Annotated in this window: 6 protein-coding genes; all 6 read left to right on the plus strand. The window is 72.7% G+C overall.

Translation table 11 applies throughout. From position 1 onward, the window contains the following. The first annotated feature begins 15 nt into the window (after positions 1–15). The 6 genes from AC0693_RS06945 to AC0693_RS06970 all read left to right on the plus strand — a co-directional run bounded on the left by AC0693_RS06945 (position 16) and on the right by AC0693_RS06970 (position 13,777). The gene (locus AC0693_RS06945; RefSeq protein WP_356410597.1) at positions 16–1,941 is read left to right on the plus strand and encodes a TIGR03960 family B12-binding radical SAM protein; all 1,926 of its coding nucleotides are present in this window, start codon (positions 16–18) and stop codon (positions 1,939–1,941) included. A 167-nt stretch (positions 1,942–2,108) separates the two neighbouring features. Then, a complete protein-coding gene (locus tag AC0693_RS06950; protein WP_478801174.1) occupies positions 2,109–2,900 on the plus strand; it encodes a hypothetical protein in 792 nt (263 codons plus the stop codon). A gap of 127 nt (positions 2,901–3,027) precedes the next feature. Next, positions 3,028–3,816 carry a TIGR03936 family radical SAM-associated protein gene (locus AC0693_RS06955; RefSeq protein WP_356410752.1) on the plus strand — a complete coding sequence of 263 codons (789 nt, stop codon included), beginning with the start codon at positions 3,028–3,030 and terminating at the stop codon, positions 3,814–3,816. Positions 3,817–4,052: 236 nt separating this feature from the next. Further along, positions 4,053–8,264 carry an Rne/Rng family ribonuclease gene (locus tag AC0693_RS06960; RefSeq protein WP_478801175.1) on the plus strand — a complete coding sequence of 1,404 codons (4,212 nt, stop codon included), beginning with the start codon at positions 4,053–4,055 and terminating at the stop codon, positions 8,262–8,264. Between the two features lie 339 nt (positions 8,265–8,603). Next, positions 8,604–10,178 carry a VCBS repeat-containing protein gene (locus tag AC0693_RS06965; RefSeq protein ID WP_478801176.1) on the plus strand — a complete coding sequence of 525 codons (1,575 nt, stop codon included), beginning with the start codon at positions 8,604–8,606 and terminating at the stop codon, positions 10,176–10,178. Then, positions 10,175–13,777: a LamG domain-containing protein gene (locus tag AC0693_RS06970; RefSeq protein WP_478801177.1), complete on the plus strand. Its 3,603-nt coding sequence runs from the start codon at positions 10,175–10,177 to the stop codon at positions 13,775–13,777. The genes AC0693_RS06965 and AC0693_RS06970 overlap by 4 nt, the downstream gene beginning before the upstream one ends. Positions 13,778–13,900: the final 123 nt, after the last annotated feature.

Here is a 13,900-nt window from a genome sequence, read left to right on the forward strand (position 1 = left end):
CTTCACGAAAGTCGCGTGATGACCGAGTCGGTCTTCCCTCAGCTCGAGGCCCTGCTTCCGCACGTCCAGAAGCCGATCCAGTACGTCGGCGGGGAGCTGAACTCCACCGTCAAGAACTGGGACGAATGTGACGTCCGCTGGGCGCTCATGTACCCGGACGCCTACGAAGTCGGGCTCCCCAACCAGGGCGTCATGATCCTGTACGAGGTGCTCAACGAGCGAGAGGGCGTCCTCGCCGAGCGCACCTACAGCGTGTGGCCCGACCTCGAAGAGCTGATGCGCGAGCACAAGGTGCCGCAGTTCACGGTCGACTCCCACCGTCCCGTGGGAGCCTTCGACGTGTTCGGCCTGTCCTTCTCCACGGAGCTGGGCTACACCAACATGCTCACGGCCCTGGACCTGGCGGGCATCCCGCTGGAGTCCAAGGACCGCACGGTCGACCACCCCATCGTCCTCGCGGGCGGCCACGCGGCCTTCAACCCCGAGCCGATCGCGGACTTCATCGACTGCGCGGTCATCGGCGACGGCGAGCAGGCCGTCCTCGACATGACCACGATCATCCGCGCGTGGAAGGCCGAGGGCCGCCCCGGCGGCCGCGAGGAGGTGCTGCTGCGCCTCGCGAAGACCGGCGGCGTCTACGTCCCCGCCTTCTACGACGTCGAGTACCTCCCGGACGGCCGCATCGCGCGTGTCTTCCCGAACCGATCCGGCGTTCCCCACCGGGTGTCCAAGCACACGGTGATGGACCTCGACGAGTGGCCCTACCCGAAGCAGCCCCTGGTTCCGCTCGCCGAGACCGTCCACGAGCGCATGTCCGTGGAGATCTTCCGCGGCTGCACCCGCGGCTGCCGTTTCTGCCAGGCCGGCATGATCACGCGCCCCGTGCGGGAGCGAAGCATCACCGGCATCGGCGAAATGGTCGAGCGCGGCCTGAAGGCGACCGGCTTCGAAGAGGTCGGCCTGCTCTCCCTGTCCTCCGCGGACCACAGCGAGATCGCCGACATCGCCAAGGGCCTCGCGGACCGCTACACGGAGGACAAGGTGGGCCTTTCCCTCCCCTCCACCCGCGTGGACGCCTTCAACGTCGACCTGGCCAACGAGCTCACCCGCAACGGCCGCCGCTCGGGCCTCACCTTCGCCCCCGAGGGCGGCTCCGAGCGCATGCGCAAGGTCATCAACAAGATGGTCTCGGAAGAGGACCTGATCCGCACGGTCGCCACCGCCTACGGCAACGGCTGGCGCCAGGTGAAGCTCTACTTCATGGTCGGCCTGCCGACCGAGACCGACGAGGACGTCCTGCAGATCGGCGACATGGCGGTCAACGTCATCGCCAAGGGCCGCGAGGTCTCCGGGCAGAACGACATCCGCTGCACGGTCTCCATCGGCGGGTTCGTGCCCAAGCCGCACACCCCCTTCCAGTGGGCCCCGCAGCTGTCCGCCGAGGACACCGACGCACGGCTGACGAAGCTGCGCGACAAGCTGCGCGGCGACAAGAAGTACGGCCGCTCCATCGGCTTCCGCTACCACGACGGCAAGCCCGGCATCGTCGAGGGCCTCCTCTCCCGCGGCGACCGCCGCATCGGCGACGTCATCCGCGCGGTCTACGAGTCCGGCGGCCGCTTCGACGGCTGGCGCGAGCACTTCTCCTACGACCGCTGGATGCAGGCGGCCGAGCGGACCCTGCCCGCGTACGGCGTGGACGTGCCCTGGTACACGACCCGCGAGCGCACCTACGAAGAGGTCCTGCCCTGGGACCACCTGGACTCCGGCCTCGACAAGGACTGGCTCTGGGAGGACTGGCAGGACGCCCTGGACGAGACCGAGGTCGAGGACTGCCGCTGGACCCCGTGCTTCGACTGTGGCGTGTGTCCTCAGATGGACACGCAGATCCAGATCGGCCCCACGGGACAGAAACTGCTGCCGCTGTCGGTCGTGAAGTGAGCGCATGAAGTGAGCGCGTGAAGTGTGCGCGCACCACGCGTAACAACTGAGTACCGGAAGGCCCCCACCGCAACGGTGGGGGCCTTCCGCGTGTCCTCGGCTGTATGGAAAGGCACGCAAGGGATACGCGATACACGGACCGTCAGCACAGCGGCGGCGGATGGCTGGTGGGGGTGGTGCGGGGGGTCGCGAAGGTGGTCGCGGTGCTCGTCGTGCTGCCGGTGCGGGCGGTGTGGGACGTGCTCGCGGCGCTCGGGCGGCTGGTGCGCCGCCATCTGCTGCGGCCGCTCGGCGCGGGGATCGGGTGGGTGTACGCGCACCTGCTGCGGCCGGTGCTGCGGGCGCTCGGGTGGGTGGTGGGGACGCTGCTCAAGCTGGTCTTCGTCTGGCCGTGGGCCGCGCTGTGGCGGTACGTGCTCGCTCCAACCGGCCGGGCCCTCTACCGCTTCCTGCTCACCCCCGCCGGACACGCCCTGGCCTGGGCGGCCGGTCTGCTCCACCGGTACGTGCTGACCCCGGCCGGGCACGCGCTGGTGTGGCTCGGCGGGCTGCTGCTGCGGTACCTGCTGGTTCCGGTGGGCCGGGGGCTGGCGTGGCTCGGCGGGATGCTGCTGCGGTACGTGCTCGTTCCCCTCGGCCGGCTCCTGTCCTGGGCCTGGGGCGTGGCCGGGCGGATCACCCGGGCCGTGGGGCGCGCGCTGCGCCGGGCGGGGTGGGTACTGGTCGGGTGGCCCGCGTCCCGGGTGTACCGCTACGCGCTCGCTCCGGCCGGGCGGGCCGTGCGCGAGGTGTGGCGGACGGCCCGCGCGGTGGCGCGGGAGGCGCGTGCCGACGTACGGCGGGCCCTGTTCGGTTCACCTTCCGTGCAACCGGGGAGGTCACGGACGCGTAGTGTGGGTAGGACGACAGCTGTCGGCAACGCGCCCGCACCCGAGATCTCCCCGCACCAGCGGGGGTGAGCCGGAGCAGCGGGCACGGCCGGACGGCTCCACAGACCTCCGGGCGGCGCGCGAGAGCGGCCGCCCCGCACAAGGAGAAGAACCACTGGGCAAGCGACAGCCCGAAGGCCCCCCTCCCGCACCGGTGGTGCAGCGCATCCGACTGCGCTACACCAAGCGCGGCCGCCTCCGGTTCACCAGCCACCGAGACTTCCAGCGTGCCTTCGAGCGGGCCCTGCGCCGCGCCGAGGTCCCCATGGCGTACTCGGCGGGCTTCACCCCGCACCCCCGGGTCTCGTACGCGAACGCCGCCCCCACCGGGACCGGCAGCGAGGCCGAGTACCTGGAGATCGCCCTCGCCGAGGCCCGCGACCCGCAGAAGCTGCGCGAGCTGCTCGACGAGTCGATGCCGGTCGGGCTCGACATCACCGACGCCGTAGAGGCCCGCACCTCGGGCCTGGCCGACCGGCTGACCGCTTCGGTCTGGGAGCTGCGCCTGGACGGCACGGACCCCGCCGAGGCCGAACGCGCCGTGGCCCTCTTCCTGGCCGCCGAGACCGTCGAGGTCCAGCGCCGGACGAAGAACGGCATGCGCACCTTCGACACGCGCGGCGCCGTAGTCAGTCTCGACGTGGCCGCGGCACCGGCTGTAGCGGCTGATAGGCCGCTGGACAGTGCTTGTGCGATACTGCGGCTGGTTGTTCGGCATTTGACACCTGCCGTGCGACCCGACGACGTCCTGTCCGGTCTTCGAGCCGTGGCCGACCTGGCGCCGCCGGTCCCCGCAGCGGTGACCAGGCTGGCGCAGGGGCCCTTCGACGAGGAGTCCGGCACGGTGACCGACCCGCTCGCGCCCGACCGCGAAGCCGTCACGGCCGCCCCACCCACGGCTGCCGTAGCGGCCGACGCGAAGGCGCCGGAAGGTCCCGCCGCGTAAGGACCGCCGTTGCCGCGCCGCCCTGACATCCGGGATTCCCGTGGGTCGGGCAGCGCACAGACCTGAAGACTTCCGCCAGGCCGTACGGACAACCACGTACGGAACCGGCGGCCATGGACTACAAGCTCCCGTGTGGCGCACGCGCCCCGGAGGCCGGATCCGCGCTCATCGTGCGGGGCCGTGCCGGACCGGATGTCAGCCGCGGCGCCCGGGAGCGCGACGGGAGAACCCCGCACATGCTCAACAACGAGAACACCACCAACGACACCACCGCCGACGGCAGCGGCCCCAGCGACAACCTGCCCCCGCGCAGGCGGCGCCGCGCCGCCTCGCGGCCCGCCGGTCCGCCGGGCGCCGTCGGCACCACCGAGACGGTGGAGACCCCCGCCGCGGCTGCCGAGCCGGTCGCCGCCGCGCCCGCCGAGGACGCCGCTCCGGCGCCGCGTGCCCGTCGTCGCGCCACGCGCGCCGTGGCCGCTCCGGCCGCCGAGGCCGCTGCTGTGGTCGAGGAGGCTCCCGCCGCGGCTGCCGAGCCGGTTGCCGCCGCTCCCGCCGCGCCTGTTGAGGACGCTGCTCCGGCGCCGCGTGCCCGTCGCCGTGCCACCCGTGCCGTTGCGGCTCCGGCCGCCGAGGCTGCCGAAGCTGTGGTCGAGGAGGCCCCCGCGGTCGCCGCTGCACCGGTTGCCGCCGCGCCCGCTGAGGACGCCGCTCCGGCGCCGCGTGCCCGTCGCCGTGCCACGCGCGCCGTTGCGGCTCCGGCCGCCGAGGCCGCTGCCGTGGTCGAGGAGGCCCCCGCGGTCGCCGCTGCACCGGTCGCCGCCGCTCCCGCCGAGGACGCTGCTCCGGCGCCGCGTGCCCGTCGTCGCGCCACCCGCGCCGTCACCGCCCCGGCTGCCGAGGCCGCTCCCGTGGTCGAGGAGGCCCCCGCGGTCGCCGAGCCGGTTGCCGCCGCTCCCGCCGCGCCTGCTGAGGACGCCGCTCCCGCGCCGCGTGCCCGTCGTCGCGCCACCCGCGCCGTCGCGGCCCCGGCCGCCGAGACCGCCGCCCCGCAGACCTCGCAGGCGCCGGCCCCGCAGGCCGCCGAGCCGGTCGAGGAGGCCGAGGCCAAGGAGCCCGCCGCCAAGGCCCCCGTGACCGTCGCCGACGCCGTGGACTCCCCGAAGGGCCGCGCCCCGCGCCGCCGGGCCACCCGGTCCGCCGCCCCGGCCGCAGCCCCGCATCCCACGGCCGCGCCCGCCCCCGCCGCCGAGCCGCGCGGCCGCCGCGCCGCGCGCCCCGCCGTCGCCGTCTTCCAGGCGCCGGTCTTCGCCGAGCCGATGTTCCAGACCCCCGAGACCGCCGCCATGCTCGCCGCCGCCGCGCGCGTCGCCGAGGACGTTGAGGAGGACGAGGACGAGCTCGACTTCGAGACCGAGGCCGTCGCCCCCGCCCCGGCCCCCGCCGCACCGGCCGCCGGCCGTCGTCGCCGCCGCCGTGGTGGCGCCGCGCCCGAGCAGGCGGAGGCCGCCCCGGCGCCCGCCGCCCCGGCCGCCGGCCCGATCTCCGTAGCCTCCGTCCTGGACGAGGAGCCCGAGGCCGAGACCGAGGCCGCGGAGCTGGAGGAGGACGAGCACGACGAGTCGGGTGACCGCCCGTCGCGCCGCCGCCGTCGCGGTGGCCGCCGTCGCCGCCGTGGCGAGTCCGCCGACCTGGACGAGTCCGTCGAGGAGGAGTCCGAGGAGGGCGAGGAAGCCGCCGCCGAGCAGGAGTCCGACGAGGACGACGAGTCCGCCGAGGACGAGGAGAACGGCCCCGCCGGTTCCAGCTCCAGCCGTCGCCGCCGTCGCCGTCGCCGCCGCAGCGGTGACTCCGGCGCCGAGGGCGACGCGGGTGACGAGGACGGCGTACGCACCGTCGTCAAGGTCCGCGAGCCGCGCCCGGCCCGTGAGCGCGCCGAGTCCGCGTCCACCTCCACCTCCTCCGACGAGGTGCAGTCCATCAAGGGCTCCACCCGCCTGGAGGCCAAGAAGCAGCGCCGCCGCGAAGGCCGCGAGCAGGGCCGCCGCCGCGTCCCGATCATCACCGAGTCCGAGTTCCTGGCGCGCCGCGAGGCCGTCGAGCGCGTGATGGTCGTCCGCCAGAGCGGCGAGCGCACCCAGATCGGCGTCCTCGAGGACAACGTGCTCGTCGAGCACTACGTCAACAAGGAAGAAGCCACCTCGTACGTCGGCAACATCTACCTGGGCAAGGTCCAGAACGTGCTGCCGTCGATGGAGGCCGCCTTCATCGACATCGGCAAGGGCCGCAACGCGGTCCTGTACGCCGGTGAGGTCAACTTCGAGGCGCTGGGCATGGCCCACGGCCCGCGCCGCATCGAGGCCGCCCTCAAGTCCGGCCAGTCGGTCCTGGTGCAGGTCACCAAGGACCCGATCGGCCACAAGGGCGCCCGCCTGACCAGCCAGGTCTCGCTGCCCGGCCGCTACCTGGTCTACGTGCCCGAGGGCTCGATGACCGGGATCAGCCGCAAGCTGCCCGACACCGAGCGCGCGCGTCTGAAGACCATCCTCAAGAAGATCGTCCCCGAGGACGCGGGCGTCATCGTGCGCACCGCCGCCGAGGGCGCGAGCGAGGACGAGCTGCGCCGCGACGTCGAGCGCCTGCAGGGCCAGTGGGAGGAGATCCAGAAGAAGGCGAAGCAGATCTCGACCTCTTCGCCGAGCCTCCTCTACGGCGAGCCGGACATGACCGTCCGCGTCGTCCGCGACATCTTCAACGAGGACTTCTCGAAGGTCATCGTCAGCGGTGACAGCGCCTGGGAGACCATCCACGGCTACGTGAACCACGTGGCCCCGGACCTGGCCCCCCGCCTCTCGCGCTGGACCTCCGAGGTCGACGTCTTCGCGACGTACCGGATCGACGAGCAGCTCGCCAAGGCGCTCGACCGCAAGGTGTGGCTGCCCTCGGGCGGCTCCCTGGTGATCGACAAGACCGAAGCGATGATCGTCATCGACGTCAACACCGGCAAGTTCACCGGTCAGGGCGGCAACCTCGAAGAGACCGTCACCAGGAACAACCTGGAGGCGGCCGAGGAGATCGTGCGCCAGCTGCGGCTGCGCGACCTGGGCGGCATCGTCGTCATCGACTTCATCGACATGGTCCTGGAGTCCAACCGCGACCTGGTCCTGCGGCGCATGCTGGAGTGCCTGGGCCGCGACCGTACGAAGCACCAGGTCGCCGAGGTCACCTCGCTCGGCCTCGTGCAGATGACCCGCAAGCGGGTGGGCCAGGGTCTGCTGGAGTCCTTCTCCGAGACCTGCGTCCACTGCAACGGGCGCGGCGTGATCGTGCACATGGAGCAGCCGACGGCCGTGGGCGGCGGTGGCAACGGCAAGCGCGCCAAGAAGCGTGCGGGCCGCACCTCCGAGCACGACCACGAGAACGGTCACGAGCACGAGCACGAGCACGAGCACGAGCTCGACGCCGAGGCGGACATCGACGCCGAGGTGGAGCTGGTAGAGACCGAGGCGGAGGTGGCGGCCGAGGCCGCCGCGCCGCGCGCCCTGCCGGAGCCGCCCTTCGTTCCGGACGAGGAGCTGTACAGCAGCCCCGGCGAGGCCGAGGCCGCGGCGGGCATCAGCGGCCGCCGCAACCGCCGCCGCGCCACCCGCAAGGCGACCGCTCCGGCGGGCGCCCCGCGCGGTGGTGAGCGGACCGACCGGAGCGACCGGAACGCGCCCCAGGCAGCCCCGGCCCCGGCAGCGGCCCCCGTGGCCGAGGTCGTCGCCGAGCCGGTGACCGAGCCGGCCGACACGGTCCTGGAGCCGGTCTCCGAGGTCGTCACCGAGGCCGTCGAGGCCGCGCAGACGGTCGAGGCGGTCCCGGTCGAGGAGGCAGCTCCGCAGGGCCGTACCCGCCGCCGCGCCACCCGCAAGGCCACCGCGCCGGCGGGTGCCCCCAAGACGGCCGAGGCCGTCGCGGAGGCCCCCGCACCGGAGCCGGTCGTCGAGGCCGCCCCGGCCGCCGCGGAGCCCGTCGTGGCCCCGGAGCCGGTGGCCGAGCCGGCCGCCGAGCCCGTGGCGGAGGCCGCCCCGGCGCGCCCGCGCCGCCGGGCGACCCGCAAGGCCACCGCGCCCGCCGGTTCCCCGGCCGGTGCGGCGGACGCCGCGATCGTCGTGGTCGCCACCGCGGCGGAGGAGGCCCCGGCCGCCGCGCCCGTCGCGGAGGCGGAGGCCGACGCCGAGACCGAGGCGCCCGCTGCGGCCAAGAAGGCGGTCCGCAAGACGGCCGCCAAGAAGGCCCCGGCCAAGAAGGCGACCGCCGCCAAGAAGACCACGGCGACGGCTGCCAAGAAGACGGTCGCGAAGAAGGCGACCGCCAAGAAGACCGTGAAGAAGGCGGCGACGAAGAAGACCGCGGCGGCGGAGCAGCAGTCGCTCCCGTCCGTCTCGGCTCCGGCGACCGAAGCCTGATCCACGGCCCCCGCCCCACCGAGCCCCGCCCGGCACCAGAACACGGTGCCGGGCGGGGCCGTTTTCGCACGTGATCAATCCGTTAAAAATCGAGATCATGCGATGTCGGACATTGCCTCTTGTTTACCGGACAGGTTCAGGCCAGGGTGGCTGGACGCTTTCTGTTTAGCGGCTTGTCACGGGTGGGGATTCATGGCGAGCGGGGGGATGGGCTGACGTACGCGCGCCGGGCCGCGCTTGCGTCGCTCTGTGTCGCACATCTTTCACGTTCCGTTGCTCCTTCCTGGTTTCCGGCTGCCGCTCAGCGCCTTCCGAAAATCGACGAAAACGGAACAACACGTGAGCAGAACGACAACCGCGCCGTACGGCGCGGCGAGGCGGAGTGCCGCCAGAAGGGCGTGGGCACTGACGGCCACGGTCCTCGCCCTGGCCCTGACCGCAGGGCCGACGCCCCTCGTGACCGAGGCCGCGGCGGCCACCCCGTGCGCCGGAGGCGAATCGGACTTCAACGGCGACGGGATCCGGGACACCGCGATCGCCGACCCTGCGGCGACCGTCAACGGCGTCACCAAGGCCGGGGTCGTGCACATCGTGTACGGCGGCGGCAAGGGAGTCCTGGAACTGACCCAGGAGGCCGCCGCGGCCGGCGCGTCCGAGTCGGGCGACCTCTTCGGCTACGCGCTGGCCGTTTACGACGCCGATCTCGACGGCTGCAGCGATCTGGCGATCGGTGTCCCGAACGAGGACGTCGGCACTGCCGTCGACGCGGGGTGGGCCGTCGTGGTCCACGGCTCCACCGCCGGGCTCGGTGCCGGCAAGGCGACCGCCCAATACGTGCAGGGCGCGGGCCTGATGACCGGGAGCGCAGCCGAGGCCTACGACTGGATGGGCTACTCCCTCGCGGCCGGAAAGTCCTCCACGGGCCAGCCCTTCCTCCTCGTCGGGGCCCCTGGTGAGGACCTCGGCACGTCGGTCGACGCGGGCAGCGTCGTCTACTTCTCCGGCGCGACCACCGTGACCGCCAGCGTCATCAACCAGGACGTCACGACGGCCGGCGATGTCCCGGACGTGGTGGAGTCGTACGACCGCTTCGGCGCCTCCCTCACGGCGACCTCCACGCACTTCGCCATCGGAGCCCCGGGCGAGGCCCAGGGCGTCCTCGGCGAGGCCGGATCGGTGACGATCTTCAGCCACACCCTGACCTCGGGCGCGCCCAAGCCGCTGAACGTGATCACTCAGGACACCCCCAGCGTGCTCGGCGCCTGCGAGAGCGGCGACGGCTTCGGCACGTCGCTGGCAGCGGTGCCCTACCGCGCCGCCGGAGCCACCAGCACCACCGAGTCGCTCCTGGCCGTCGGCATTCCGGGCGAGGACCTGTCCACCACCGTCGACGCGGGCGCCGTCCAGGTGTTCAAGCTGGACGCGGCGGGCGCGTACACGGAGGTCAACTGGATCGACCAGAACACCACCGACGTCGGCGGCGAGGCCGAGGCCGGCGATGCCTTCGGTCAGCGCGTCGCCGCTTTCAACACCGCCCCGACCAGCACGAGCACCGGCGCCAACGTCCGGCTCGCCGTGGGCGCTCCGGGTGAGGACTCGCTCATCGGCGTCCAGGACCGGGGATACGTGCAGCTGTTCGGGATGGTCGGACCGCCCGGAGAGACGGACAAGATACTGGAGCCGGGCTCCGAGATCCCGACCCCGACAGCTCCGCGTGAGTACGCCGGATCGAGCATCGGCGGCGGTTCGGCCGGCCTTTACGTCGGCATGCCCTACGGCCCGGCGGAGGGCCGCGCGGTCTACCTGTTCCCGTGGACGATCAGCGGCGCGGGCGGCGCGCCCATCGCGACGTTCAAGCCCGGCGAGGGCGGTCTGCCCGCCGATCGCAACACCTTCGGAACGGTGGTCCGATGATGACGACCCAGCCCACGGGACCGCGCCGCACCCTGCTGCGCCGCGCCTCGTTCGCGGCCGTCTCGGCCGGAGCCCTCGTCGCCACCACCCTCGGCCTGGACCTGGGGGCCGGCTCCGACCAGGCCCGCGGCCCGGAGCCCGTCGCCGTCGGCAGCCCCGTCCAGACGGAGGCCGAGGCGCGGGTGGTCGCCCGCAAGAGCGGCAAGCAGATCGAGGTCCTCGGCCTGCGCACCGAGCAGCGGGAGATCTTCGCCGCGCCGGACGGCTCGTACACGGCCCGCGAGTACACCGAACCGGTGCACGCCGTCCAGAACGGCAAGTGGGTCGACATCGACAAGACCCTGGTCAAGCGGGCGGACGGCAGCGTCGTCCCGAAGGCGACCACCGTCGCCCTGTCCTTCTCCGACGGCGCGGCGGCCAAGCCGTTCGTCACGATGCGCCGGGGCACCCACGAGATGGCGCTGACCTGGCCCTACGGCACGCTGCCCGCGCCCGTGCTCGACGGAGACACCGCCACCTATCCCGACGCCCTGCCGGGCGTCGACCTCAAGGTGCGCGCCGAGGCCAACGGCTTCGGGCACCTGCTGGTCGTCAAGACCCCGCAGGCCGCCGCCGATCCGCGCCTGGCGCGCCTGGACCTCGGCCTGAAGGCCAAGGGACTGACGTACAAGAAGGACGGGAACGGCGCGGTCGCCGCCGAGGACAGCACCGTCGGCGGCACCGTCTTCCAGTCCGGCGCCCCGTCCATGTGGGACTCGGCCTCCTCCCAGGAGGCCGCGGCCCGCGCCAAGGGCGCCAAGGCCGTCGCGCAGTCGCTGTCCGCGGCCCGCGCCGACGCGCCCACGGGGCCGGCCACCGCCGCGGCGCTCGCTCCGGCCCTCGAAGGCCCGGGCGGCGGCGGCAAGGCCGCGGCCCTCGGCATCGAGGTGTCCAAGGACAAGCTGACCCTGGTCCCCGACCAGAAGCTGCTGCGCGACGGTGCGACGGTCTTCCCCGTGGTCATCGACCCGATCCAGAAGACCGCCGACCGCTCCGGCTGGCTCGGCGTCATGTCGGGCAAGCCCACGACCGGCGAGTGGCAGTACTCCGGCAGCGCCGGCGTCGGCAAGTGCCCGACCGACTACAGCGCCGCCTCCTGCGCCGGAGTCGGCGTACGCCGGGTGGCCTTCCAGATCCCGCTGTCCTTCTACGGCGGCAAGCAGATCCTCGGCGCCACCTTCAGCGCGCGCGTCCAGCACGTGTACTGGGCCGACGCCCGTGCCGAACCCGTCCAGCTCCAGCGGATCGGCGGCAGCACCGCCCACATCGACAGCCAGAGCAACTGGAACAACACGCAGGGCGCGACGCTGACGACGCTGGAGACGCTCGACCAGAAGATCCAGCCGACGAGCTGCACGTCGCAGGCCAACATGAACTTCTCGTCCGGCTCCGGCGGCGGCCTGACCAACGCGGTGCGCACGGCGGCCAACGAGCGCTGGCCCTCGATCCTCCTCAACCTCCGGGCCCAGGACGAGGGCAGTTTCGGCGGCTGGAAGCGGGTCTGCGGCAACGCGTACCTGAGCATCAGCTACAACACGCTGCCGGGCCTGATCAACACCTCCGCCATGTCGTCCAACCCCGGGGGCGCGTGCGTCACGGGCACCGGCCGTCCCTACACCGACGTACCGCCCACGCTGCGCGCGATCGCGAACGACGTCGACGCGGGCGAGCAGGTCAAGGTCCGCTTCAAGGTGGAGTGGAAGGACGTGGCGGGCGTCGCCAAGTCCTACGAGGAGGACACGCTCTACAAGGCGCCGACCACCTCGACCCCGTTCGAGCACACCGTCCGGTCGACGATCCCCGAGAACACGCCCGTCTCCTGGAGCGTCGCCGCCCATGACGGAGACGGATGGGGGCCGTGGAGCGGCAAGTGCGAGTTCATGTACGACAAGTCCTTCCCGGGCAAGCCGAACGTGGCCACCGCCCAGTACCCGGCCACGAACGAGTACCACGACGGTGTCGGCGCCGCCGGCACGTTCGAGTTCTCGCCCAACCCGAACGACACCGTGCCGGACACGGACGTCGTCAAGTACCGCTACTCCTTCGACGGTGAGCCCAACAAGGAGATCGCCAACACCGTCGCCGGCGGTCCCGCCTCGGTGACCTGGACGCCCACCCGCCCCGGTCCGCACTGGGTCGACGTGGTCGCGGTCGACAAGGCGGCGCACCCCAGCGCCACCGCCCGTCACTCCTTCTACGTCGCCGCGGGCGCGGCCGCGGCCGCCCAGTGGAACCTCGCCGACGACGTCGGCGGCAACGCCGCCGACGAAGAGCAGGGCAAGTACCCGGCCGGCTTCGGCCCCGGCGTCACCTTCGGTGTCCCCGGACCGGGCGGGAGCATCGACCGCGCGGCCCGCTTCGACGGCACCGACGGCAGCTGGGTCGACGCGGGCAGCACGGTGCTGGACACCCTCAAGGGCTTCAGCGTCAGCGCCTGGGTCCGGCCCACGGACCTGAGCCGGGACATGACGATGGTCAGCCAGGACGGCACCGGCGAGCCGGGCTTCGTCCTCGGCTACGACGCCATGGCGAAGACCTGGAAGTTCTCCGTCCCGGTCGGCGATGTCGAGACCCTCGGCGAGTGGAAGGCCCTGTCCACCGGGGTCACCCCGGTCAAGGACCAGTGGGTGCTGCTGACCGGCATCTACGACGGCGCCGCGGGCAAGGTCCAGCTGTACGTCGACAAGGACCTCAAGGGCGAGACGGTCCGCCGCTCGACCTGGAAGTCGTACGGCGCACTGCAGATCGGCCGCCACATCGACAAGGCGGGTTACGAGGACGCCTTCGTCGGTGACCTCGCCGAGGTCCGGGTCTTCAGCCGGCCCCTGCTGCCTGCACAGATCACCGACATCAAGACGGTCAAGCCCGAACGCAAGGGCTACTGGCAGCTCAACTCGCAGACGTCCGGGGTCTCTCCCGAGGTCGTCGGCGGTCAGGCCCTGACGCTGGCCGGCAACGCCTACACGTACGTGCCGGACCCCTTGGACGAGCTCGCGACCAGCGCCATGGTGGGCGCCGGGCACCTGGTCCTCGACGGCAACGGGGACTACGCCTCGACCGCGGCCGCCCCGGTCACCGGCGCCGCGAGCTTCACGCTCTCGGCGCGGGTCCAGATCGCCTCGCAGGACGCCACGGTCTCGCAGACCGTGTTCTCGCTGCCCGGCACGAACACCAACCGGGTCCAGGTCCGTTACCAGGCCTCCAGCAAGCGCTGGGAGCTGGCCGTCGCCGGTTCGGACACGGCCGGGGCCCCCGTGAAGGCCTTCTCCGACGCTCAGGAACTGCCCAGCGCCAACCCGGGCGGCCAGCACCTGGCCGTGGTCTACGACGCCTTCGCCGGCCAGATCCGGCTGTACGTCTCAGGACAGCTGGCGGCCACCGCGCAGGGCGTGGACAACACCACGTGGGCGGCCAACGGCGGTCTGCAGGTGGGCCGTTCGGCCCTCGGCAACGCCGAGTACTTCGCCGGAGCCATCGACGAGGTCCGCGCCTACAACGGAGCCGTCGACCCGGTGGGCGTGGCGCAGCTCGCCGCAGCCATCGAACTGACCGAGAGCTAGGCCCTCCCCGGACAGGTGTGCCCGCCCCGGAGAGGGGCGGGCACACCTGTCCCCTCCCGCAGTACCTTCCCACCCCTTTTCTGTGGAGTGCACTGATGTCTCTACGCGGCCGATTGCTCAATC

The organism is Streptomyces sp. NPDC043876, from assembly GCF_056435825.1.

What these genes read in the sequence shown, in the direction of transcription:
- AC0693_RS06970 (WP_478801177.1), top strand. Translation starts at nt 10,175, where the DNA reads ATGATGACGACCCAGCCCACGGGACCGCGCCGCACCCTGCTGCGCCGC.
- AC0693_RS06960 (WP_478801175.1), top strand. Translation starts at nt 4,053, where the DNA reads ATGCTCAACAACGAGAACACCACCAACGACACCACCGCCGACGGCAGC.